The organism is Burkholderia sp. MSMB1835, from assembly GCF_001526365.1.
Lineage (GTDB): Bacteria > Pseudomonadota > Gammaproteobacteria > Burkholderiales > Burkholderiaceae > Burkholderia.
Map to the genome: position 1 here is coordinate 120,634 of NZ_LOYP01000025.1, position 24,010 is coordinate 144,643.

The window sequence follows — 24,010 nt, forward strand, 5'->3', positions numbered from 1 at the left end:
TACGTGCCGCTCAACGGCGGCGCGCGGCGCGCCACGCGATCCACAGCTTGCGGATCGGCGTCAGCGCGATGCGCTGATGCAGCACCTGGTAGCCGTCGCGCGCGATTTCGTCGAGCAGCGCGCCGGCCAGCGCGATCTGCGCGCGCAGCGTGCGTTGCGCGCGGCGTTCGGCGGCGGGAATCGCCGCATCGGCGGCCGCGAGCGCTTCGCGCGCGCGGGCCGTCTGGAATTGCAGCAATTCGGTGAACGCCGGGCTGTAGCGGCGGTTCAGCAGATCGGCCGCGGTCACGTTGTAGCGCTGCAGTTCGTCGATCGGCAGATAGATGCGGCCGTGGCGTGCGTCGTTGCCGAGCTCCTGCACGAATTGCGCGAGCATCAGCGCGCGGCCGACGTTCGCGGCCCATGGCTGCGGGTCGGCCGGGTGCGCCGAACTGGCACGCGCAACCAGCGACGCGAAGGTGCCGCCGACCTGCGCGATATAGCGCTGCAGGTTCGCGAAATCGAGGTAGCGCGCCTGCTCGAGGTCCATCCCGTAACCGTTGACGAGCGTGCGCAGCGCATCGGCCTCGGCGGCGATCGCGGGGTGATGCTGCGCGAGCGCCTTCGTGACGGGGTGCGACGGTTGCCCGTCGGCCAGCGCCGCGAGTTCCTTGTGCCACCACGCGAGTTTCGTGTGTCCGACGGTCGGATCGCTGGTTTCCTTGACGGTTTCCTCGAGTTCGCGGCGCAGCGCGAACAGCGCGGTCAGGCGCGGCTGCGTGGCGAGCGGCGCCTGACGCAGCGCGTAGTAGACGCTGGAGCCTGCGGGGGCGGCCTTTTGCTGACAGTAGTCGTCGAAGTTCACGGGCTGAATCGGTTGGGGCGGGTTCGGGGACGCGCGGCGGCGCGCTGCCGAAACGTCGAGCGCGGCATTCTAGCACCGCGGCGCGACGGGCGCCGGCGGGGCGAGACAAGGCCGCACGGATCGGGTAGAATCTCGCGCTCGCCTGATCGGGCGTGCCGGTTTTCGGGCCGGCTGAAGTGTCCCGAGCGGTCCCGGGCGCGTGGAGCACGCATCTTGCGTCCCGCGCGGTCGGGCGACGGAAATGCGCGTGAGTGGCGAAATTGGTAGACGCACCAGGTTTAGGTCCTGACGCCCGCGAGGGTGTGCCGGTTCGAGTCCGGCCTCACGCACCAGAAGTCGAACGTGCCCCCGGCAGGGGCCGTTCGCGAAAAAGCGCTGCCGGTCGGCTGACCGCAGCGCTTTTTTATTGACGCCGATTTCGCCGCCCGGCATCCGGACCTCGCTCGAAAAACCGGTCGCGTGTAATATCGTGCTCACTTTTCGTACAAGAAGTACAACGACACCGAGGGGCCTGCCGATGAAACACACCGTACGTATCCCGATTTCCGTTCTGGCATGGATGCTGGCCGCGCCGGCTTTCGCCAATACGCCTGCCGACAACATCGCGTGGAGTGCCACACCCGTGAAGACGGTTGCATCGTCGTCCGCATGCTCCGCGTATTCGGGGCGTGTGATGTCGAGCGGCGAGCCGTTGTCGACGGAGGGGGTGTTGAAAGCGCTCGGCACGTCCCTGGCCGGCGCCGCGCTGGGTGCCGTCGCCGGCGGATATCAGGGCGCAGCCCCCAATCCGTGCCCGCGTCCCGGCCTGTGACTCGCTTGCAAGCGGATCGCGGAGCGCACCGCTTCAGTTGAAACGAGCGTGAAACGAAGCGCCGCGCGTCGCCCGACCGCGGCGCTTCGTCGTTTCCGGCGCGACTATTCCCAGAAGCTGCGGATCGCGACGGCCACGATCACCGGCACCGAGAACACCAGCGGAATCGCGAAATACTGCGCTTCGCGATCGACGATCCAGCTATAGATCACCCACGCCGCGCCGATCGCGAACGTGATGAGGCCGACCGTCACGGCGGCGATGTTCAGGGCCAGCTTCGACGGCTGGCGGCGCGTTTTGGCAGTGTCGTTGTTATCGCGCGGGGACGATTTCATCGGAAGAGTGCGGCCTCGGCCGGAACGGGAGTAAAGACACAGGAAACCCCATCCGTACCGATCGCGCAAGGGCCGGCGCATGCCGGCCCGGTATCGTTCGTCAACGCGCGCTACAACCCGAACGACACGGCCAGTTCGTCGAGCAGTGCGCGCTGGAACGCGACGAACCGCTCGCCCGGCTGCTGCGCGATCGCCAGGTCGAGCATCGGGTCGGCGACCTCGGTGCGCAGGCCGGCCAGTTCCTCGACGATCGCCAGCCCGCAGAACGGGACGTACGCCTCCGAATAGCCGCCTTCGTGAACGATCACGAGCCGCCCGCCGCAATGGCGTTGCGCGGCTTCCTTTACCGCGCGGGTCATGAACCGGTAACTGTCGGTATGCAGCTGCATGCGCGCGAGCGGATCGACCGCGCTCGCGTCGAGGCCGCTCGCAATGACGATCAGCTCGGGGCGAAAACGCGCCAGCGCCGGCAGCACGATTCGCTCGAATGCATACCGGTAGGCATCGTCGCCGCTGCCCGCGAGCAGCGGCACGTTCAGGTTCGCGCCGACGCCCGCGCCTTCGCCGTGATCGTCCGCGCCGCCGTAGCCGGGCGGGAAGCAGCGGTCCTGGTGCAGCGAAATCGTCAGCGTATCCGGATCGTCGTAGTAGATCGACTGCGTGCCGTTGCCGTGATGCACGTCCCAGTCGATCACCGCGACGCGCTCGATGCCGTGCTTCGCGCGGGCGGCCTCGATCGCGATCGGGATGTTCGCGAGCATGCAGAAGCCCATCGGGCGGTCGCGCAGGCAGTGATGGCCGGGCGGCCGCGACAGCGAGAACGCATTCGCCGCGCGCGCGCCGACGACCGCATCGATCGCCGCGATCGCGAGGCCCGCCGACAGCGCGGCGATCTCGTAGCTGCCCTTGCCGAATGGCGCGAGATCGCCGAGGTCGCCGCCGTTCGCGTCGCTCAGCGCGCGGAACGCGTCGAGATAGTGTGCCGGATGAATGCGCAGCAGGTCGGCGGTGGTCGCGGGTTCGGCGCCGCGCAGGTCGAGCTGCGCGGCCAAGCCCGACGCCTGCACGAGCGACAGGAAGCGGCGCTTCGAATCGGGCGATTCCGCGTAGCCCGCGCTCGACGGCGGCTGGACCCAGCCGCCGACCGGAAAGAACAGCGCGTGCGTGCCGCCGGTATGCCAGAAAGTGCGTTCGTCGGTGAAGAAGGCAGTGCGATTCATGGATGCGTGACCTGTCACGGTTGGGAGGAAACGGAAAGGCGCGCGCGGCGATCGATGTGGCGCAGCGCGGCGAACGACACGATCGCGACGGCCGTCGCGGCCGCGAACAGCGCGCGCATCGTGCCGCCGGCGTCGAGCATCAGGCCGGCCAGCAGCGGGCCGGCGGCGAGCCCCGCGCCGATCACGAAATTGAGTGTCGCGACGAGGCGGCCGGACGTGTCGATCTGCGCGACCGTCGCGAGAATGAACGGCAGCACGAAGGTCCACGCGAACTTGAACGCGAAGATCGCCGCGCCGTAGCCGCCGGTGTCACGCATCGCCGCGAGCGCGACGAGCGACGCCGCGAGCAGCGCATAGCCGGTCGCCAGCATCGCGCGCCGCGCGAGCCGCCCGCCCGCGCACGACGCGAGCGCCGCGCCGGCGATCCCCATCACGCTCGCGATCGCGAGCACGTTGCCGGTCGACTGCGGATCGAGCCCGGCCTCGGCCGCCGCACGGCTCGCGAACGTCCATACGCTGCCGATCGCGAGATAGAACGTCAGCACCGCGCCGATGGCGAGCACGACGAAGCGTCGCGGCGTCGGCGGCGCGTCGCCGCGCGCCGCGTACGCGGACGCCGCCCGCGTGCCGAGCGACGTCGGAAAGCCGCGCGACAGCGGCGCCGCGAGCAGCGCGAGCACGGCGAGCGCGACGTACAGCGCGCGGAGCCCGAACGCGGCGAACACGTGGGGCAGCACGAACAGGCCGATCGCGCCCGCGATCAACTGACCGACGACCCACAGGCCGTACACGCGGTCGCTGTTGCTGCTCGTCGCCGCGCTCGTCATGCAGAGCACCATCAGCGAGCCGCCGCCGAGGGCGGTGACGGCGCGCAGCGCGAGCAGCGCGGCAAACCCCGGCATCCATAGCGCAGTCAGCAGGTTGCCCGCGCCGAACAGCGCGATGGCGAACGCCGCGACGCGACGCGCGTCGACACGTCCGAGCCACAGGTACGACGGCACGGTCGCGAGGCTGAACGCGCCGAGTTCGACGAAGAAGTAGGTGCCGATCTGCGACGCGGACAGGCCGAGTTGCGTGGCGAGCTGACCGGCGACGGCGGGCGCCACGAGCAGCAACAGCGGCGTGATGGCCGCGAACACGACGAGCGCGACGAGCGTCGAGCGCGCGAACGTCGACGCATGGCCGTCGCGCGAGAGGGCGACATCCGGGGGCAGGGTCTTCATGACGGGATCTCGTTGGGGGAATCAGAACAGGTGGTACATGCCGACCATCGCGCCGAACTGCGACGCGCCGGCGAGCGGCGTCGGGTCGTATTCGTAGACGGTCTGCGCGCTCTGGCCGCTGTTGCGCGCATAGCCGAGGTTCAGGTATGCGACGGTGCGCTTGGACAGCGCGTACGTGGTGCTCGCGATGAACAACGTCGGGTGGCCGACCGCCGGCGTGCGCGCATCGGTGTGGTAGACGCCCGCGTTCAGGCCGATCCCGTTCGACGTCAGGTAGCGCGCGCCGCCCCAGACGATCGTGCGGGCCGCGTCGAGGTCGCCGGTCAGGCGTTCGACGCCCGCATACACGGTGAGCGGCAGCGTGGCGAACGCATAACGTGCGGCGAGCGTGCCGAGTTCGCGACGCCGCGCGGACGCGTCGGCCGCCGCCGCTACGTCGCCGTGCGCCTGATGCAGCACCGCGCTCACCGACAGGCCGTTGCTCGCGTACTGGCCGCCGAGCTCGAGCACGCGTCCGGCGCGCGTATTGCCTGCGACGCCGGAGGTCGCGGCGAGCGCTTCGACGTCGAAGCCGGCGAACGTCGGCGACTGATATTTGACCGAGTGGTCGATGAAGTTCGCGTTGATCGGCACGAGCACGCCCTGGCCGCTGTACGACCCATACCAGAGCGGGTCGTAGAACAGTGTCTTGTCGAACAGCACGCTGAACTGGCGGCCGAGCGTGACGGTGCCGACCGGTCCCGCGATGCCCGCGTATGCCCCGCGGAAGAACGCGTAGCCGGGCGCGGTCGGGGTGCCGTCGTTGACGTTGAAGCCCTGTTCCAGCTTGAACAGCGCCCGCCAGCCGCCGCCGAGATCCTCGTGGCCCTTGATCCCGAGCTGCGAAGGCAGGATGCCGTAGTTCTGCAACCGCACGGCCGAATGGCGCCCGTCGGCGTGCGTCAGGTACTGCACGCCGACGTCGAGCGCGCCGTACAGCGTGAGGGCGGACTGCGCATGCGCGCCGCCGCATGCGGCAAGTGCCGCGGCGGCCGTGGCCGTGGCCGTGCGGATGAAGCGGGGTGTCGTCACGTGGGGTTCTCCATACCTTCCTGCGTCGGTTCGTCGTTGGTGTTGTCGCGACGCAGTGTCCGCAGCGGGAAAACCGTCGAACAGTCGTCCAGATGAACGGTGCGGAAAACCCGCGTTGCACGGCCTAAACGCCGCGCAACGTCGCCGCGCGCCGTGCTGCGCAGCAGCAACGTGCGGTGTACCGTTCAAATGGATGGGGCTGGCGAGCGTTTCGGCGCCGTGGCCCGCCAAAAAAGTCGCTCGCTATAATCGGCCGGTATCGTTGCGCACATCGGCGGCCCGACCGGACAGGAGAGCGGAAGGTGAGGATCACGACGGATATCGGGCAGGACCTCGACGCGCTGCGCGACGTGCCGGCCGCCATCGCGCTCGACGAATTCGCGTGGCCGCCGCTGCCGTCCCGGCGCGCCGATTTCGATGGCGTCACGCGCGGCGACGCAGCGCAGCGCGAACTCGGCCTGATGCTGCTCGACCTGTACGCGGTGGCCGCGCAGTCCGCCATCGGCGAATTCGAATACCGGTTCTTTTCGCTGCTGCAGGCGCTCGTTCCGTTCGATGCCGCGTGGACGGGCGTCGCGACCCATGTGCCGACGGGCCCGGTGATGCACAACAGCTTTTTGTACCGGTTGCCGCACGCGTTCTTCATCGACTGGAAGCGCGTGCGCGATTGCGATCCGCTCGCGCGCCGCACGTTGCACGGCGCGCACGGCCGCGCGGTGCGGCTGTCGGTCGTCGAGCCGGGGCTCGATGCGCGGTTTCGCGACTGGTGCGTGAAGTACGGGCTCGCGCAATTGATGTTCGTGTGTACGCTCGATCGCCGCTTCGGCCTGACGACGTTCGTGTCGATCTACCGGCAGGGCCTGAACCGGCCGTTCAGCGACGACGACGCGCATCGTTTCGAGGAAGTCATTCCGCATCTCGCGGCCGCATTGACGATCAACCGCGCCGCGCAGCTCACGCGCGAACGCGAGCGCACCGACACGGTCGTGCCGGCGGCGCGTGCGCTGTGCGACAACTTCGGCGTGCTGCACCATGCCGATCACGATTTCGACGACGTGCTGCGCACCGAATGGCCGGCCTGGGCCGGTGCGCGCGTACCGGAGCCGCTGGTCGCGCATCTGCGGCGCCAGCCGGGCCGGCCGTTCGTCGGCGACGCGCTGCGCATCCAGTGCGTGCCCGTCGCGGGGCTGTTCCAGATCGAGGCGCGGCCGCGCTCGCTGCTCGACCGGCTGAGCCCGCGCGAGCTCGCGGCGATCCGCTATTACGGCGCCGGGCGTTCGCACAAGGAAGTCGCGCAGCAGATGGCGATCTCGCCGACGACCGTGCGCCACTACCTGCGCTGCGCGTACCGCAAGCTCGGCATGCACGACAAGAGCCAGATCGCCGGCGTGCTCGGCGCGACCAGCGGCGCGATCGACGACGAAGCGGCGGAGGCGGGCAGCGTACCGCGCTGAGGCGCACGAACGCGTGCCGCCCGATGCGCGCTGCGTCGCCCGAATGGTTGTGTCTGCAACCATTGCGCGTTATGCTCGTCAGCTCCCGGGAGACGGAATGCCATCATGAACGACACGAATTCAGGGTCGGTGCGCGCGGCGGTGGTCGGGGTCGGCGCGATCGGCGGATTGCTCGCGGCCGCGCTGTCTAGAGCCGGCATGACCGTGAGCGCGTACGCACGCGGCGCGACGCTCGATGCGCTGAATGCGCACGGCGTGCGCGTGATCGACGAGGCGGGCGCAATCGCGTCGGTGCCGGTGCGCGCAAGCGACGATGCGGCCGCGCTCGGTGTGCAGGACTACGTGGTGATCGCGCTGAAGGCACAGGCGCTGCCCGCGCTGGCCGCGCGCATTGCGCCGCTGGTCGGGCCGCATACGGTGATCGTCGCGGCGATGAACGGGCTGCCGTGGTGGTTCACGCACGGGCTCGAAGGGGCGATCGACGGTGTGCCGCTCGATGCGGTCGATCCGGCCGGCGCGGTGTCGGCCGCGTTGCCGCCCGCGCAGGCGATCGGCTGCGTCGTGCATCTGTCGTCGAGTACCGACGCGCCGGGCGTCGTGCGGCGCGGGCGCGGCAACCGGCTGATCGTCGGCACGCCCGATCCGCGGCTCGACGGGGCCACGGCGCGGTTCGCCGCGGCGCTCGCGGTCGGCGGTTTCGACGTCGAGACGACGCCCGCGATCCGGACCGAGATCTGGACGAAGCTGTGGGGCAACATGAACATGAACCCGCTGAGCGCGTTGACCGGGTCGACGGCCGAGCAGTTGCTCGACGATCCGTTCACGCAGGATCTCGCGCTGCGGATGATGGAGGAAGCGGCTGCGATCGGCGCGAGGCTCGGCTTGTCCGCCGGGATGAGCGGCCCCGAGCGGATCGCGGTCACGCGCAAGCTGGGCGCGTTCAAGACGTCGATGCTGCAGGATTTCGAGGCGGGGCGCTCGCTCGAGATCGGGCCGATCCTCGGCGTGTTTCCGGAACTCGGCCGCAAGCTTGGCGTGCCGACGCCGTACTGCGACGCGGTGCTCGGATTGTTGCGTCAGCGCGCGACGAACAGCGGGTTGTAGTGCGCCACAAGGCCGCCGGGTTCACGGCCGTCGGCGACGCCGGCACCGCGACTGCGCGTGCTTCGCGCGATGCCGTCGCGGTGCAAGACGGGCCGCCCGGACGGCGCGCCCGGACAAGCCTCCCGGATCTTGCGTGACGCGACGCGGGCGGCTCGTCCGATTCGTCCGATCAATGCCGCCGCTACGCTTCGTGAACCGGCGACGGCGGGGCCGACACGCCTTGCGACGATTCACTTCATCGCGCTTGACTTCGAAGCCGGTTACTCAGTCGTCGCGCTCGACTGCGTGCGCAACGACCTTGTCGAGCAGCCGCTCGAACGTCTGACGTTCGCTGTCGGACAGGCACGCGAGCAGGCCGTCGTTCCACTTGCGCACGATCGGCATGATCTTGCGATGCAGCGCTCGGCCGTCGGCGGTCAGCGCGATCAGCACGATCCGGCCGTCTTCGTCGCTCGCGCTGCGCTCGAGCAGCCCCTGGCGCAGCAGCGCTTCGGCCGCGCGGCTTGCCTGGCTCTTGTCGAGATTGGTGTGGCGCGCGAGATCCATGATCGAGAACGGGCCGAACGCGCCGACGGCGGCGATCACGCGCGCCTCGGGCAGCGAGATGTCGAGCTTGTGCCGGTACACCTCGCCGATCCCGCGGTCGGAGCGCTTCGTGAGCGCATGGAGGCGATAGGTCAGAAACTGATCGAGCCCGGCTTGGCGGCCTTTCATGTCGAATCCTGAAGAAAAAGGGCGGGCCCGATTGTTCCTGTATCGTGCGCTCGGGTCAACGGTCAGTGTGCACCGTACTTCAGGCGTGTCAACTGTTCCGCTTCGTTCGCGAGCAGGTTGGCCGCGTCGCGGATCGCGACGTCGAGCGTGATCGGCCCCGGAGCCGGCGAAAAGCAGCCGGAGAAATGCTCGGACAGACGCGGCAGCGCGGCCGGGTCGACCGCGCCCGACAGCAGCGACGCGCTCACGCCGGCGGCCTGCGCGTGCCGGCATGCGATGAACGGCGCCTTGCCGTGCAGCGTCTGCACGTCGGAGCGGCCTTCGCCGGTGATCAGCCAGTCGGCGCCGGCCAGAGCGGCGTCGAGCCCGACCTGGCGCGCCACCACTTCGGCGCCGGCCTCGAAGCGTGCACCGAGCATGTGCAGCGCGAAACCGAGGCCGCCCGCGGCGCCCGCGCCCGGCAGATCGCGGCCGCGGCGATCGAGCGCGGCTTCGAGCAGGTCGGCGAAGCGGGCGAGGGCCGCATCGAGGGGCGCGACCTGCGCCGCCGTCACACCCTTTTGCGGACCGAACACGGCGGTGGCGCCATGCGCGCCCGTCAGCGGGTTGTCGACGTCGGACATGCCGACGAATTCCGTTTCCTTCAGGCGCGGATCGAGCCCCGACGCGTCGATGCGCGCGATGTCGGCGAGCCGCGACGGCACGGGCTCGACCGGCTGGCCGCCCGCGTCGAAGCACTGCAGGCCGAGGCCCGCGAGCAGCCCGGCGCCCGCGTCGTTGGTGCTGCTGCCGCCGAGCGCGACGAAGAAGCGGCGCACGCCGTCGTCGAGCAGCGCGCGGATCGCGTCGCCCATCCCGCGCGTGCTGCGCGCGTCGACGGGCACGCTCATGCCGACCGGGTCGGTAATCCCGACGATCTCGGCCGTCTCGACGATCGCGGTGCGCGCATCGATCACGCCCACCGCCGCGTCGCGCGCCGCCAGCGACGCGCCGGCCACCCGCAGCGTGCGCCGCGTGCCGCCGCCGGCCAGCATCGCGTCGAGCGTGCCTTCGCCGCCGTCGGCCATCGGGCAGCAGCGCACGACGGCATCGGGCCGGGCGCGGCGAATGCCGGTGGCGATCGCGTCCGCGACCTGCTCGGCGGAAAGCGAGCCTTTGAACGAATCGGGCGCGACGACGACGACAGGCGCGGACGGGTGTTGCGGCATGGTGTCTCCGGAAGGCGTGATTGGTGTGAAGAATGAAGGGGCGGGCCACGAACGTGGGTCACCCTCTATCGGAGCTTACAGGATGGTCGGCCCGGAGTGGATACGCCGTTCGGCATAGCCACGATCCGCCCGCATGGCCGTGCAACGCGCCGCCGACTGGGCAGGACGCACGCGTGACGCGCCGATCTGGCGGTATGAGGAAAATTGTTTGCTAGAATAGTCGATTCTTCCGGCCAAAGCCGTGCTCCGAGCCGCTTGCGCTAGCCATTCGGCGCGTGCAGGGATGGCGTGGCGCTCCGGCGCGGCGTGCGAGTGCGACGCACCTCACGCTGCAGGCAGGCACGGCAAGGAAAACCCGATTCGCTCGAATAATTTTAGGACGATTGAAGCCATGGCTAACGTTGTTGAGAACCTCGGCAAGCTTGAACGCCGCGTGACGATTTCTTTGCCGAAAGACACCGTGCAGAAGGAAATCGACGCCCGTATCCAGAAACTCGCGAAGAACGTGCGCATGCCGGGTTTCCGCCCGGGCAAGGTGCCGCTGAAGATGGTCGCGCAACAGTACGCGGGTCAGGTCGAGGCGGAAGTGCTGAGCGACAAGATCGGCCAGGAATTCTTCACGATCAGCCGCGCGGAAAACCTGCGCGTCGCCGGCCAGCCGAGCTTCGAGCCGAAGCAGGAACAGGCTGAAGACGCATACGCGTTCGACGCGACGTTCGAGGTCTACCCGGAAGTGAAGATCGGCGATCTGGCGACGGCTGAAGTCGAGCGCTCGACGACGTCGATCGGCGACGCCGAAATCGACCGCACGCTCGACATCCTGCGCAAGCAACGCGTGCACTACCACGCACGCGGCGAAGCGGGCGAGCACGGCGACGGCGGCGCGGACACCGCGGCGAAGAACGGCGACCGCGTGACGGTCGACTTCGTCGGCAAGATCGACGACGTCGCGTTCCAGGGCGGCACGGCCGAAGATTTCCCGTTCGTGCTCGGCGAAGGCCGCATGCTGCCGGAATTCGAAACGGCGGCGCTGGGCCTGAAGGTCGGCGAACAGCGTACGTTCGACCTCAAGTTCCCGGATGACTACCACGGCAAGGACGTCGCCGGCAAAACGGCGCAGTTCACGGTCACGATGAAGAAGATCGAGTGGCCGCACCTGCCGGAAATCGACGCCGAATTCGCGAAGTCGCTCGGCATCGAAGACGGCGACCTCACGAAGATGCGCGCCGAGATCAAGGAAAACCTCGAGCGCGAAGCGAAGCGCCGCACGCAGTCGATCGTCAAGAACCAGGTGATGGACGCGCTGCTGAAGATTTCCGAACTCGACGTGCCGAAGGCGCTGATCGAGCAGGATCAGCAACGCCTCGTCGAAATGGCTCGCCAGGATCTGGCGCAGCGCGGCGTGCCGAACGCGAAGGACGCGCCGATTCCGGCCGAGATGTTCGCCGAGCAGGCCGAGCGCCGCGTGAAGCTGGGCCTCGTGCTGGCCGAACTGGTGAAGTCGAACGGCCTCGAAGCGAAGCCGGAACAGATCCGCGCGGAAGTCGACGAGTTCGCGAAGAGCTACGAAGACCCGAAGGAAGTGGTCCGCTGGTATTATTCCAACCAGCAGCGCCTCGCCGAGATGGAAGCGTTCGTCGTTGAAAGCAACGTCGTCGACTTCGTGCTGGGCAAGGCAATGGTGACGGACAAGGAAGTGAGCTTCGAGGCACTCGCGAGCGCATCGGCGCAAGCGTAAGTGTCGCTCTAGCGGCGTGCCGGCTGTCGGAGCGACGGCCCGCACGCCGTTTTTACGTCAAGCGCACGGTTGCCATTAATATGGCGATTGAGCGGGCGGCTTCCTTCCGTTCAATTTTCCATTCGAACAAGGTTCATTGAATGATCACTCGCGCTGAATTGCTGGACATGCTTGCTTCGAACGCGCCGCAGGGTTTCGAGGCGCAAGCGCTGGGGCTGGTGCCGATCGTCGTCGAAACGAGCGGCCGCGGCGAGCGTTCGTACGATATCTATTCGCGTCTCCTGAAGGAGCGCCTGGTGTTCATGGTCGGCGAAGTGAACGACCAGACCGCCAACCTCGTGGTCGCGCAATTGCTGTTCCTCGAGAGCGAGAATCCCGACAAGGACATCAGCCTCTACATCAACAGCCCGGGCGGCTCGGTGTCGGCCGGCATGGCGATCTACGACACGATGCAGTTCATCAAGCCGGACGTGTCGACCCTGTGCATGGGCCTCGCGGCCAGCATGGGTGCGTTCCTGCTCGCGTCGGGTGCGAAGGGCAAGCGCTTCGCGCTGCCGAATTCGCGCGTGATGATTCACCAGCCGCTGGGCGGCGCGCGCGGCCAGGCGTCCGACATCGAGATCCAGGCGCGCGAAATCCTCTACCTGAAGGAACGGTTGAACAACCTGCTCGCGCAGCACACGGGCCAGGACGTCGAGCGCATCGCGCGCGACACCGACCGTGATAACTTCATGTCGAGCGAGGACGCGAAGGCGTACGGGCTGATCGATCAGGTGCTGTTGAAGCGCCCGTGAGCTTAAACGGGGTGCCGCCCCGATTCGTGCGGCGCCCCCGCAATGTCCCGAGTGCCCTGAGCATCTGCGGCAAGCGCATCCAGCCGGCTCCGGTCGCGCCCTAGGCGCGGCGCCCGGAGCAATCGGCGTATCATGTCATTTACCTGTCCGGAGGCTCTACATTCATGGCGGACAAAAAAGGTTCGAACAGCGAGAAGCTGTTGTATTGCTCGTTTTGCGGGAAAAGCCAGCATGAGGTGAAAAAACTCATCGCGGGCCCGTCGGTGTTCATCTGCGATGAATGTATCGATCTCTGCAACGAAATCATTCGCGACGAGGCGGCTGCCGCCGGCGTCGAGGCCAGCCTGTCCCGGTCGGATCTGCCGAGCCCGCAGGAAATTCGCGACATCCTCGATCAGTACGTGATCGGCCAGGAGCGCGCGAAGAAGATCCTCGCGGTGGCCGTGTACAACCACTACAAGCGCCTGAAGCATCTCGACAAGAAGGACGACGTCGAGCTGTCGAAGAGCAACATCCTGCTGATCGGCCCGACGGGCTCCGGCAAGACGCTGCTCGCGCAAACACTGGCGCGGTTGCTCAACGTGCCGTTCGTGATCGCCGATGCGACGACGCTGACCGAAGCCGGCTACGTCGGCGAGGACGTCGAGAACATCATCCAGAAGCTGTTGCAGAACTGCAACTACGAGGTCGACAAGGCCCAGCGCGGGATCGTCTACATCGACGAAATCGACAAGATCAGTCGCAAGTCGGACAACCCGTCGATCACGCGCGACGTGTCGGGAGAGGGCGTCCAGCAGGCGCTCTTGAAGCTCGTCGAGGGCACGATGGCGTCGGTGCCGCCGCAAGGCGGCCGCAAGCACCCGAACCAGGATTTCATCCAGGTCGACACGACCAACATCCTGTTCATCTGCGGCGGCGCGTTCGACGGTCTCGAAAAGGTGATCACCGATCGTACCGAGAAAACCGGCATCGGCTTTGGCGCGACGGTCAAGAGCAAGCAGGAGCGCGACGCGGGCGAAGTGCTGCGCGAAACGGAACCGGAAGACCTGATCAAATTCGGGCTGATCCCCGAATTGATCGGCCGCCTGCCGGTGGTCGCGACGCTCGGCAAGCTCGACGAAGCCGCGCTGATGAAGATTCTGGTCGAGCCGAAGAATGCGCTCGTCAAGCAGTATCACAAGCTGTTCGCGATGGAGCGCGTCGAGCTGGAAATCCGGCCGGGCGCGTTGCAGGCAGTCGCCCGCAAGGCGATCCGCCGCAAGACCGGCGCGCGCGGTTTGCGTTCGATCATCGAACAGGCGTTGCTCGACGTGATGTACGAGCTGCCGACGATGAAAGGGGTCAGCAAGGTCATCATCGACGAGAACGTCATCGATGGGGACGGCAAGCCCTTGCTGATCTACGAGGACACGCCGAAGGTGGCGGGTTCGAACTGACCGGCTTGCCGACGATGTTCAGCGAAAAAGGCCGTTCATGAGTCCGTGGGCGGCTTTTTTTCGTTTATCTTGTGGGTAACTCTGACTCGACACGCGGTGGTTACTTTCTTACCGAATATTTCCCGCACTTGAAGGCTTGCAATTCGTTGTGGCGGCCTCAATTACCGAACAATTGATTCCACTCATGGGGAAATGAAATGTCAGGCACCCAACTTCTCCCGCCGGAACGCATCACGCTCCCGCTGCTGCCGCTGCGGGACGTCGTCGTTTTCCCGCACATGGTCATTCCGCTCTTCGTGGGCCGGCCGAAATCGATCAAGGCCCTCGAAGCAGCGATGGAAGGCGGCAAGCACATCATGCTCGTCGCCCAGAAAACCGCGGCCAAGGACGAACCGACCGAAAAGGACATGTACGAGGTCGGTTGTATCGCCAACATTCTGCAGATGCTGAAGCTGCCGGACGGCACCGTGAAGGTGCTCGTCGAGGGCTTGCAGCGTGCGAAGGCGTTGTCCATCGAAGAACAGGAGACGCAGTTCTCCTGCGAAGTGATGCCGCTCGAGCCCGACCACGCCGACAGCGCCGAGACGGAAGCGCTGCGTCGCGCGATCGTGTCGCAGTTCGACCAGTACGTGAAGCTGAACAAGAAGATCCCGCCGGAGATTCTCACGTCGCTGTCGGGCATCGACGAAGCAGGCCGCCTCGCCGACATGATCGCCGAGCGCCTGCCGCTGAAGCTCGACCAGAAGCAACACATCCTCGAGATGTTCCCGGTCATCGAGCGCCTCGAGCACCTGCTCGCGCAGCTCGAAGCCGAGATCGACATCCTGCAGGTCGAAAAGCGCATCCGCGGGCGCGTGAAGCGCCAGATGGAAAAGAGCCAGCGCGAGTACTACCTGAACGAACAGGTCAAGGCGATCCAGAAGGAACTGGGCGAAGGCGAGGAAGGTGCGGATCTCGAGGAACTCGAGAAGCGCATCAACGCCGCGCGCATGCCGAAGGAAGCGAAGAAGAAGGCCGACGCCGAGCTGAAGAAGCTGAAGCTGATGTCGCCGATGTCGGCGGAAGCCACCGTCGTGCGCAACTACATCGACACGCTGATCGGCCTGCCGTGGCGCAAGAAGAGCAAGGTCAACAACGACCTGTCGAACGCCGAGCAGGTGCTCGACGAGGATCACTTCGGCCTCGAGAAGGTCAAGGAACGGATCCTCGAGTACCTCGCGGTGCAACAGCGCGTCGACAAGGTCAAGGCGCCGATCCTGTGCCTCGTCGGGCCGCCCGGCGTCGGCAAGACCTCGCTCGGCCAGTCGATCGCCCGTGCGACGAACCGCAAGTTCGTCCGGATGGCGCTCGGCGGCGTGCGTGACGAAGCCGAGATCCGCGGCCACCGCCGCACGTACATCGGTTCGATGCCGGGCAAGATCCTGCAAAGCCTCGCGAAGGTCGGCGTGCGCAATCCGCTCTTCCTGCTCGACGAAGTCGACAAGATGGGCATGGATTTCCGCGGCGATCCTTCGTCGGCGCTGCTCGAAGTGCTCGATCCGGAACAGAACCACACGTTCGCCGACCACTACATCGAGGTCGACTTCGACCTGTCGGACGTGATGTTCGTCGCGACGTCGAACTCGCTGAACATCCCGCCGCCGCTGCTCGACCGGATGGAAGTGATCCGTCTGTCGGGCTACACGGAAGACGAGAAGGTCAGCATCGCGCAGCGCTACCTGCTGCCGAAGCAGAAGAAGAACAACGGTCTGAAGGACGGCGAGATCGAGGTCACCGAACAGGCGATCCGCGACATCATCCGCTATTACACGCGCGAAGCCGGTGTGCGTTCGCTCGAGCGGGAAGTGTCGAAGATCTGCCGCAAGGTCGTGAAGATGCTGCTGCTGAAGAAGGCATCGGGCGCGATCAAGGTCGACGGCGAGAACCTCGATACGTTCCTCGGCGTGCGCAAGTACGACTTCGGCCTCGCGGCGAAGGAAAACCAGGTCGGTCAGGTGACGGGCCTCGCGTGGACGGAAGTCGGCGGCGACCTGCTGACGATCGAAGCCGCGGTGATGCCGGGCAAGGGCAACGTGATCCGTACGGGTTCGCTCGGCGACGTGATGAAGGAGTCGGTCGAGGCCGCACGTTCGGTCGTGCGCTCGCGTTCGCGTCGTCTCGGTATCAAGGACGAAGCGTTCGAGAAGCAGGACATCCACATCCACGTGCCGGAAGGCGCGACGCCGAAGGACGGTCCGTCCGCCGGCGGCGCGATGACGACCGCGCTGGTGTCGGTGCTGACGGGCATCCCCGTGCGGGCCGACGTCGCGATGACGGGCGAAATCACGTTGCGTGGCGAAGTGCTGCCGATCGGCGGGCTGAAGGAGAAACTGCTGGCGGCTCACCGCGGCGGCATCAAGCTCGTGCTGATTCCGGAAGAGAACGTGAAGGATCTCGCGGACATTCCGGACAACGTGAAGAATGCGATCGAGATCGTGCCGGTCCGCTGGATCGACAAGGTGCTGGAACTCGCGCTCGAGCGTTCGCCGACTCCGCTGCCGCCGGAAGAAGAGGCGAAGGCAGCGGCGCCGGTCGGCGAGGCGGCGAAGGACGCCGGCTCGACGGAAGTCGTCAAGCACTGAGGCCCCGAACACCGTCGTTGCAGACGGTTGTTCACGAAACCCGCGGCGGTGTCCGCGGGTTTTTTTATGTGGATCGGAATCGTGCGAACGCGTGTGTTAAAAAAATTCACGCGCAGGCTTGGCAAAATGATCGGGGATGAATTAAACTTGCGGGCTCGCTGATTGTTGATGCGCAAACGCAGATCGCAGTCGGAACGAATCGGAAACGGGTGCTTAGCTCAGCTGGTAGAGCGGCGCCCTTACAAGGCGTAGGTCGGGGGTTCGAACCCCTCAGCACCCACCAGTTTCACGATTCAGCCAGACCAAGGAGCGGTAGTTCAGTCGGTTAGAATACCGGCCTGTCACGCCGGGGGTCGCGGGTTCGAGTCCCGTCCGCTCCGCCAAACAAATGAAACAGCCCGCCTCGTGCGGGCTTTTTCATTTGCGCCTTCCGGTGTGCGCAAACGGCATCTCATTGAACGCGTATCACCGGCGGCAGCTTGTAGGTTCCGTTCAGGAGCGGCGTATCGGGCAAGTACGTACGCAGCGTCAGATTGAACGCGCCGGCGGGAGCGGGCAACCAGTTGCTGGCCGGTACGCCCGCGGGTCGCGTGTGGCTGACGGTGAGCACGAGCGAGCCGTCGCTGGCGAACTGAAAGTTCGAGGCCGGATAGGACAGCGCATAGACTTGATCGGGATTCGAATAGAAGTATGCCTGTGCCTGGTTCGTGCCCCCGTACAGCGTCAATGACCAGAACGCGCGTGCCGGCGGAAGCTGCCCGGGGGGAAAGGTCATCTGATAGACGCCGTTGCCGTCGTAGTTCGCACCCAGCGTGTTCGCCGCTTCCGTGCTGGTGTAATAGATCGCTTCGCTGCCGGGGAGCGCGCCGAGGCCGTTCAGCGCAACGTTCGCCCGCAACGCGTAGTGGGTTCCATAGTTTCCGACATCCGCCGGACCGCCTGTCCAGCCATTTGCGCCGGTACTCGTCTGGGTCGACGCTTGCTGCGTTCTGCTGCCGGTCGTCAGGCTCGCCAGCGCCTGCGTCGCGCCGGCGCTGATCGACGCGATGTCGGCGGACGACGGGTCGAAGGTCTGCGCCGGGCCGATGCCGATCGCGTCGAGCGCCGACAGCGCAGCCGTGTCCTGCGGCGTGGGCGGGCTCTTTTTCAACAGCTGGTTCACGTACTGGAAATACGCTGGCCAGTTGGTATAACCGGGCGGCTTTTGCTTGTCCACGCTGTCCCACGTCGTGCCGCCGGTTCCAGCGGGTTGCGACGCCACCAGTTGGTTCTGAACCGCCCACGCGGCCGGATAGTCGCTCGCATCGCCCACGTAAGTCCGCGCCAGGGCCCAGACCGCGTCGGTCGACGAGCGGAGCACGATGACCCCTGCGGGCGCTTCTCCCTGCCAGTTCGGCCCCACGACCCAAAAGACCTTCGCAACGCCGTTGTCGGCGCGCGTGCCGCGAATCGCGAAGTTGTTCGTATAGGCGTCCATCAACGCGAGCGAGAAATAACGGTTACCGCTCGCGGGCGTATCGATTTGAACGGGGCCCGCGTCCAGTTGCAGCATGGCGACGGAATACAGCGTGTCGTGATTGGGCTTCGTCACCGCGGTGGACGACGCATCGGAGAGCCGGCGGCTGTGAAGAAACGTATTCGGCGCAAGGCCCTGAGCGATGTAGCTCTGTCGCGTGGCGTAGAACTGGTACAGCGGAATCGTGAATATCGTCGCGCCGTTTGCCGCGTTCTCCGTAGCGACGGGCGAAACGTTCGGGCGGTCGACGCTGTCCCCGTTGCAGCCCGCCAGAAGGCCGAGCGAGACGGCCAATGCGACGATGCGCGCCTGGTGAAGAAAACTCATCGAATGGGTTGGTTTGGTTGAATGGTCGAATAGGCCGCGCCCCTTCGTCGCTCGGCCGACGAGCGTGGCACGGGTTGCATGGCGCGATTAGCGTATACGGCTTGGCATGCGCGACGAACGATCGATTTTCGATATGCAAAGTCCGATGACGCGTCGGCGAGGCGTCGATCGATCGGCGTCGTGCGGGATACCGCCGGCCGGCTCGGGTTGGGCTGTCACGATCCGGCGGCGACCCGGTCGCGGGAGCGCGGTCGGGCCCGATCTCTTTTTACCCGTCACGTTCCGCTCGGCTGCGGACCACGGATGCGCACGCGGAGGCAGCGTGATTCGGCGGCCGTGCGGCAAGCCGGCTTCGCGAACGAATCGCCGTGAGCGGGGCGTGCGCGCGGCCTCGGTCAAGAGGGCGATCATGCGGGCGAGGGCCGCTTTTCGCCCGTCCCACCTCGTATGTTGTAATATCGGACGTTTTGTCCAATTTTCCCGTCACGCATGCTCGATTTCTTCCGTAATCACCAGCGCCTGATGATGGCGCTCCTGCTCCTGATCGTCTTGCCGGGGCTGGGTTTCGTCGGAATCCAAGGCTTCCGCGGCTTCTTCGACGACAGTGCGAATGTCGCAGCAGTCAACGGGCACAAGATCACGCGGGTCGAATTCGACGGCGCGTTCCGCCAGCAGATCGACCAGGCGCGCCAGGCGCTCGGCGGGCAGTTCGACATCAAGATGTTCGACACGCCCGAGCATCGCAAGCAGGTGCTCGACGGCCTGATCCAGCAACGCGTGCTGGCCGACGAGACGCAACGCCTGCACCTGACCGCATCCGACAACGCCGTGCGCGACGCGCTGATGAGCGACCCGATGATCGCGTCGCTGAAGAAGCCCGACGGTTCGATCGACGTCGAACGCTATGCGCAATTGCTGTCGTTTCAGGGGATGACGCCGGAGCAGTACCAGGAGCGCGTGCGTTACAGCCTCGCGCTGCAGCAGATTCCGGCCAGCATCGTATCGAGCGCGTTCACGCCGAAGAGCCTCGCGCAACGCTTGTCCGAACTCGCCGCGCAGCAGCGTGAAGTACAGGCGCTCGTGCTGAAGACGAGCGACTTCGCGGCGAAGGTCCAGCCGACCGACGCGCAGCTCACCGCGTACTACGACGCGCACAAGCAGAGCTTCGCGACGCCGGAAACCGCGACGATCCAGTACCTCGTCTATTCGCCGGCCGCGAGCGCGCAACCGACCGATGCGGACATCAAGAAGTTCTACGACGACAACCCGACGCATTTCCGTACCGAAGCGCAGGTGCGCGTGAGCCACATCTTCATCGCCGCGCCGGGCAGCGCCAGCGCGGCCGACAAGGCGGCGGCAAAAGCGAAGGCCGAGCAACTGCTCGCCGACGTGAAGGCGCATCCGGATCAATTCGCGCAGATCGCGCAGAAGGACTCGCAGGACGCGCCGTCGGCGGCGAAGGGCGGCGATCTCGGCTTCATCACGCGCGGCTCGACCGCGGGCGGCAAGGCGTTCGACGATGCCGCGTTCTCGCTCAAGCAGGGCGACGTGAGCGGGATCGTGCAGTCGGACCTCGGTTTCCACATCCTGAAGGCGACCGAAGTGAAGCCGGCGGTCGTCAAGCCGTTCGCGGAAGTGAAGGACCAGATCGCGGCCGACCTGAAGCAGCAGTACGCATCGAAGGCGTTCTCGGACAACGCGGAAGGCTTCACGTCGACCGTCTACGAAAAGGCGAAGACGCTGCAGCCGGCCGCGGACAAGTACAAGCTGACGATCCAGACGGCCACCGTCACGCCGACGCCGAACCCGCAACTGCCGCCGACGAGCCCGTTGAACAATCCGAAGTTCCTGGCCGCCGTGTTCGCGAACGACGCGGTGAAGAACCAGAACAACACGCAGGCGATCGACGTCGGCAACAACACGCTGATCTCGGCGCGCGTGACCGACTACAAGCCGGCTGCGGTGCCCGCGCTCGACGCGATCAAGGACGCCGTGCGCCAGAAGGTCATCGCCGAGCAGGCCGCGGAACTCGCGAAGAAGGACGGTGCGGCAAAGCTGGCCGAACTGCAGAAGTCGAAGTCGACCGATGGCTTCGCGGCCGCGCAGAAGGTGTCGCGCACGCAATCGCAGGGCCTGACGCCGGCGGCGCTGAGCGCCGTCTACAAGGTCGATGCGAAGACGCTGCCGGCTTACGTCGGTGTCGACCTCGGCGCGGACGGCTACGCGATCTACCGTGTGAACGCGGTGATCCCCGGTTCGGCGGTCGATCCGCAGCAACTGGCGGCCGCGCAGCAGCAGATGGCGCAGGTCGACGCGCAGAGCGAAGGCGAAGCGTATCTCGCCGCGCTGCGCGATCGCTCGAAGGTGAAGCTGTACGGCACGACGGCCAGCCAGCAGCAGGACGGCGACAACTGAGCATCGTTTCGCCCGCAACCATCGAAAAGCCCCGCTCGAAGCGGGGCTTTTTGTTTTCCGGTTTTCCGGCGCGCGGCGGCGGTCAGCCGTGCGGCTTGCCGAGCAACGGCTTCAGCGTCGGCCACACGTTGTCGAGCAGAACGCGCTGGGCCTGCTGCGCGGGATGCATCTGGTCGGCCTGGAACATGTCGGGCTTGTCCTCGATGCCGGCCAGCAGGAACGGCACGAGCGGCACGCCGAGATCTTTCGACAGCCGCGTATAGACCGCGTGGAACTTCTGCGTGTAGTCGGGGCCGTAATTGGGCGGCACGTACATGCCGACCAGCACGACTTTCGCCTGGGCGCGCCGCGCGCTCGCGATGATGTCGCGCAGGTTCTGCTCTGTCGTCGCGAGCGGCACGCCGCGCAGCGCATCGTTCGAGCCGAGCTCGACGACGACGATCGACGGCTTGAGCCGCTGCAGGACCGCAGGCAGCCGCGCACGGCCGCCGCTCGTGGTGTCGCCGCTGACGCTGGCGTTCGCGACGCTATAATCGATTCGCTCGGTCGAAAGCCGTTGCCGCAGCAGCGAGACCCAGCCGGTGTCGCGCGGCAATCCGTATTCGGCCGACAGGCTGTCGCCGAGCACGACGATCACGGGCGGGCTCGATGCCGGCGCCGTCGCGGCGCGTGCGGGCGCGGTGACGGCCAGCAGGATGCCCAGCAGTGCGGCGGCCGCCGCGCGTCTTTTCCAGCGAAATGTCGTGTCCATGTTCAAGATTACCGATCCGATCATCGAAGTCCATGACGTATGCAAGCGGGTTGCCGATGCAACGGGCGAGCTGACGATCCTCGACGGCATCACGCTCGCCGTGCAGCCGGGCAGCAGCCTCGCGATCGTCGGCGCGTCGGGTTCGGGCAAATCGACGCTGCTCGGCCTGCTTGCGGGGTTGGACAGCGCGACGAGCGGCACGGTTCGCCTGCTCGGTCGCGCACTCGATCGACTCGACGAGGACGAACGCGCGGCGCTGCGCAACGGCGCGGTCGGATTCGTATTCCAGTCGTTCCAGTTGATGCCGCACCTGACGGCGCTCGAGAACGTGATGCTGCCGCTCGAACTGCAGGGCGGCATCAGCGCGCGCGATGCGGCCGACCGCGCCCGGGCGCTGCTCGTGCAGGTCGGTCTCGGCGAGCGTACCGCGCATTATCCGAAGCTGCTGTCGGGCGGCGAACAACAGCGCGTCGCACTCGCACGCGCGTTCGTCACGCGCCCGGCGATCCTGTTCGCCGACGAGCCGACCGGCAGCCTCGACGCCGCGACCGGCCACGCGGTCATCGACCTGATGTTCGAACTGAACCGCACGCATGGCGCGACGCTCGTGCTCGTCACGCACGATGCCGAACTCGCGCGCCGCTGCGCAACGACGGTCACGATCGACGCGGGGCGCATCGTCGCGCCGCACGCGGCTTCGCGCAACGCGTGAACGTTCCGGCCGGCCGCGCGGGGCGGATCGCGCGGCCGGCACGGGCATGACGCGGTCGCGTCAGCGCTTCAACGCTTGAGCGCCGCGCGGGCGCGCTCGATCAACGCCGTGGTCGACGAGTCGTGCTTCGCCGGATCGACCGATTCGGCCGACAGGTCGGCTTCGACGACCTTGCCGAGAATCTTGCCGAGCTCGACGCCCCACTGGTCGAACGGATTGATGTCCCACACCGTCGCCTGCACCAGCACCTTGTGCTCGTAAAGCGCGATCAGCGCGCCGAGCGTGCGCGGCGTCAGCGCATCGACGAGCAGCGTCGTGGTCGGGCGGTTGCCGGGGAACGTCAGGTGCGGCGCGAGCGCTTCCTTGCCGGGCCCGGCGACCTTGCGCGCTTCTTCGAGCGTGCGGCCGAGCATCAACGCCTCGCTCTGCGCGAAGCAGTTCGCGAGCAGCTTCGGATGGTGGCTCGCGAGCGGATGCTCGGGCGTCAGCACCGCGATGAAGTCGATCGGCACGATCGTCGGCCCCTGGTGCAGCATCTGGAAGAACGCATGCTGGCCGTTTGTGCCGGGCTCGCCCCACGTGACGGCCGACGTCGGGTAGTCGACGAAGGCGCCGTCCAGGCGCGCGGATTTGCCGTTGCTCTCCATTTCGAGCTGCTGCAGGTACGACGGCAGGTAGTGCAGCGCTTCCGAATACGGCGCGACGAGATAGCTCTGCGAGCCGAAGAAATTCCGGTACCAGATGCCGATCAGGCCGAGCAGCACCGGCAGGTTGCGCTCGAGCGGCGCTTCGCGGAAGTGGCGATCCATGTCGTTCGCGCCGGCCAGCAGCTCGTCGAACTGCTCGGGGCCCACCGCGATCATGATCGACAGGCCGACCGCCGACCACAGCGAATAGCGGCCGCCGACCCAATCCCACATTTCGAACACGTTGTCGGCGGCGATACCGAACTTCACGACTTCGGCCGGGTTCGCCGACACGCCGACGAAGTGCTTCGCGAGCGCCTCCTCGGGGCAGCCGCGCGCGACGAACCAGTCGCGCAGCGAGCGCGCGTTCGTCATCGTCTCGAGCGTCGTGAAGGTCTTCGACACGACGATCGCGAGCGTTTCCTCGGGATCGACCTGTTCGAGCACGCGGGCGAGATCGGCGCCATCGACGTTCGACACGAAGTGCGTCGAGATGTCGGGCGTCGCGACGTGGTGCAGCGCGTGCACGACCATCTTCGGCCCGAGATCGGAGCCGCCGATGCCGATGTTGATCACGTGGCGGATGCGCTTGCCCGTATAGCCCGTCCACGTGCCGCCGCGCACGGCGCGCGCGAACGTCGCCATCTTCGCGCGCTCGGCGCTCACCTGCGCGTGGAACGGCGCCTGCGGGTCGGTCGCGCGCAGTGCGGTGTGCAGCGCGGCGCGGCCTTCGGTCGGATTGACGATCTCGCCCGCGAACATCGCGTCGCGGCGCGCTTCGACGCCCGCGTCGCGCGCGAGCTGCACGAGCAGGCGCAGCGTTTCGTCGTCGATGCGGTTCTTCGAGAAATCGGCTGCGAGACCGCCGCCCGGAATCGTGAAGCGTTCGGCGCGGGTCGGCGCGCGGTCGTTTTCCGGCGCGAACCAGTCGCGCAGCCGCGCGTGGCGGATCCGTTCGAAGTGGGGTTGAAGGGCAGTCCAGGCGGGGAGCGATTTCAGCGTCATGGCGGTTCGAGTGAAGCGTGAATCG

The 24,010-nt window shown here is 66.8% G+C and carries 19 protein-coding genes and 3 tRNA genes; 12 read left to right on the top strand and 10 right to left on the bottom strand.

The window, feature by feature from the left end:
• Positions 1–10: 10 nt before the first annotated feature.
• Positions 11–844 (bottom strand): presqualene diphosphate synthase HpnD, encoded by an 834-nt coding sequence (gene hpnD, locus WS96_RS11185; RefSeq protein ID WP_059832529.1) that lies wholly within the window; start codon positions 842–844, stop codon positions 11–13.
• A 245-nt stretch (positions 845–1,089) separates the two neighbouring features.
• Between hpnD and WS96_RS11190 the strand changes: the two genes are divergently transcribed.
• Positions 1,090–1,176: transfer RNA gene (locus WS96_RS11190), tRNA-Leu, on the top strand.
• 185 nt (positions 1,177–1,361) lie between these two features.
• Positions 1,362–1,655, top strand: coding sequence for a hypothetical protein (locus tag WS96_RS11195; protein ID WP_059832531.1), 294 nt, complete (start codon positions 1,362–1,364; stop codon positions 1,653–1,655).
• A gap of 104 nt (positions 1,656–1,759) precedes the next feature.
• Here WS96_RS11195 and WS96_RS11200 read toward each other — a convergent pair whose 3' ends face one another.
• The 4 genes from WS96_RS11200 to WS96_RS11215 form a co-directional block, all read right to left on the bottom strand.
• Entirely contained in the window at positions 1,760–1,990 is a 231-nt protein-coding gene (locus WS96_RS11200) for a membrane protein (protein ID WP_027784697.1), read from the bottom strand.
• A 110-nt stretch (positions 1,991–2,100) separates the two neighbouring features.
• Positions 2,101–3,210, bottom strand: coding sequence for a class II histone deacetylase (locus WS96_RS11205; RefSeq protein WP_059832533.1), 1,110 nt, complete (start codon positions 3,208–3,210; stop codon positions 2,101–2,103).
• A gap of 14 nt (positions 3,211–3,224) precedes the next feature.
• Positions 3,225–4,433, bottom strand: coding sequence for an MFS transporter (locus tag WS96_RS11210; protein WP_059832535.1), 1,209 nt, complete (start codon positions 4,431–4,433; stop codon positions 3,225–3,227).
• Positions 4,434–4,454: 21 nt separating this feature from the next.
• Positions 4,455–5,504 (bottom strand): porin, encoded by a 1,050-nt coding sequence (locus WS96_RS11215; protein ID WP_059832537.1) that lies wholly within the window; start codon positions 5,502–5,504, stop codon positions 4,455–4,457.
• A gap of 302 nt (positions 5,505–5,806) precedes the next feature.
• Here WS96_RS11215 and WS96_RS11220 point away from each other — a divergent pair, with 302 nt between their 5' ends.
• On the top strand, positions 5,807–6,958 hold the full coding sequence (locus WS96_RS11220) for a helix-turn-helix transcriptional regulator (RefSeq protein ID WP_059832539.1): 1,152 nt from the start codon (positions 5,807–5,809) through the stop codon (positions 6,956–6,958).
• A 105-nt stretch (positions 6,959–7,063) separates the two neighbouring features.
• Positions 7,064–8,062: a 2-dehydropantoate 2-reductase gene (locus WS96_RS11225; protein ID WP_059832541.1), complete on the top strand. Its 999-nt coding sequence runs from the start codon at positions 7,064–7,066 to the stop codon at positions 8,060–8,062.
• 264 nt (positions 8,063–8,326) lie between these two features.
• Here WS96_RS11225 and WS96_RS11230 read toward each other — a convergent pair whose 3' ends face one another.
• Positions 8,327–8,776, bottom strand: a complete 450-nt coding sequence (locus WS96_RS11230) for a MarR family winged helix-turn-helix transcriptional regulator (protein ID WP_034207548.1) — start codon at positions 8,774–8,776, stop codon at positions 8,327–8,329.
• Positions 8,777–8,838: 62 nt separating this feature from the next.
• Entirely contained in the window at positions 8,839–9,984 is a 1,146-nt protein-coding gene (locus tag WS96_RS11235) for a glycerate kinase (protein WP_059832543.1), read from the bottom strand.
• A 391-nt stretch (positions 9,985–10,375) separates the two neighbouring features.
• On the opposite strand from WS96_RS11235, the gene tig reads away from it, so the two are divergent.
• The 6 genes from tig (at position 10,376) to WS96_RS11265 (ending at position 16,956) form a co-directional block, all read left to right on the top strand.
• Complete coding sequence (gene tig, locus WS96_RS11240; protein ID WP_059832545.1) at positions 10,376–11,722, top strand: trigger factor; 1,347 nt, start codon at positions 10,376–10,378, stop codon at positions 11,720–11,722.
• Between the two features lie 140 nt (positions 11,723–11,862).
• Complete coding sequence (gene clpP / locus WS96_RS11245; protein ID WP_006496351.1) at positions 11,863–12,516, top strand: ATP-dependent Clp endopeptidase proteolytic subunit ClpP; 654 nt, start codon at positions 11,863–11,865, stop codon at positions 12,514–12,516.
• A 164-nt stretch (positions 12,517–12,680) separates the two neighbouring features.
• Positions 12,681–13,952 carry an ATP-dependent Clp protease ATP-binding subunit ClpX gene (clpX, locus tag WS96_RS11250; protein WP_006489345.1) on the top strand — a complete coding sequence of 424 codons (1,272 nt, stop codon included), beginning with the start codon at positions 12,681–12,683 and terminating at the stop codon, positions 13,950–13,952.
• Positions 13,953–14,149: 197 nt separating this feature from the next.
• Complete coding sequence (gene lon, locus WS96_RS11255) at positions 14,150–16,573, top strand: endopeptidase La (protein ID WP_011549610.1); 2,424 nt, start codon at positions 14,150–14,152, stop codon at positions 16,571–16,573.
• 207 nt (positions 16,574–16,780) lie between these two features.
• Positions 16,781–16,856, top strand: a tRNA-Val gene (locus tag WS96_RS11260).
• Positions 16,857–16,879: 23 nt separating this feature from the next.
• Positions 16,880–16,956: transfer RNA gene (locus WS96_RS11265), tRNA-Asp, on the top strand.
• A 68-nt stretch (positions 16,957–17,024) separates the two neighbouring features.
• Here the strand turns inward: WS96_RS11265 and WS96_RS11270 are convergent.
• A complete protein-coding gene (locus tag WS96_RS11270) occupies positions 17,025–18,416 on the bottom strand; it encodes a DUF1254 domain-containing protein (protein ID WP_059832548.1) in 1,392 nt (463 codons plus the stop codon).
• A 489-nt stretch (positions 18,417–18,905) separates the two neighbouring features.
• Between WS96_RS11270 and WS96_RS11275 the strand changes: the two genes are divergently transcribed.
• The gene (locus tag WS96_RS11275; protein ID WP_059832550.1) at positions 18,906–20,831 is read left to right on the top strand and encodes a SurA N-terminal domain-containing protein; all 1,926 of its coding nucleotides are present in this window, start codon (positions 18,906–18,908) and stop codon (positions 20,829–20,831) included.
• Positions 20,832–20,913: 82 nt separating this feature from the next.
• Here WS96_RS11275 and WS96_RS11280 read toward each other — a convergent pair whose 3' ends face one another.
• Positions 20,914–21,582: an arylesterase gene (locus WS96_RS11280; protein ID WP_059832552.1), complete on the bottom strand. Its 669-nt coding sequence runs from the start codon at positions 21,580–21,582 to the stop codon at positions 20,914–20,916.
• On the opposite strand from WS96_RS11280, the gene WS96_RS11285 reads away from it, so the two are divergent.
• Positions 21,581–22,294: an ABC transporter ATP-binding protein gene (locus tag WS96_RS11285; protein ID WP_059832554.1), complete on the top strand. Its 714-nt coding sequence runs from the start codon at positions 21,581–21,583 to the stop codon at positions 22,292–22,294. The genes WS96_RS11280 and WS96_RS11285 overlap by 2 nt on opposite strands.
• 68 nt (positions 22,295–22,362) lie before the next feature.
• Here the strand turns inward: WS96_RS11285 and pgi are convergent, their stop codons facing one another.
• The gene (gene pgi, locus WS96_RS11290; RefSeq protein ID WP_059832556.1) at positions 22,363–23,985 is read right to left on the bottom strand and encodes a glucose-6-phosphate isomerase; all 1,623 of its coding nucleotides are present in this window, start codon (positions 23,983–23,985) and stop codon (positions 22,363–22,365) included.
• Positions 23,986–24,010 lie beyond the last annotated feature (25 nt).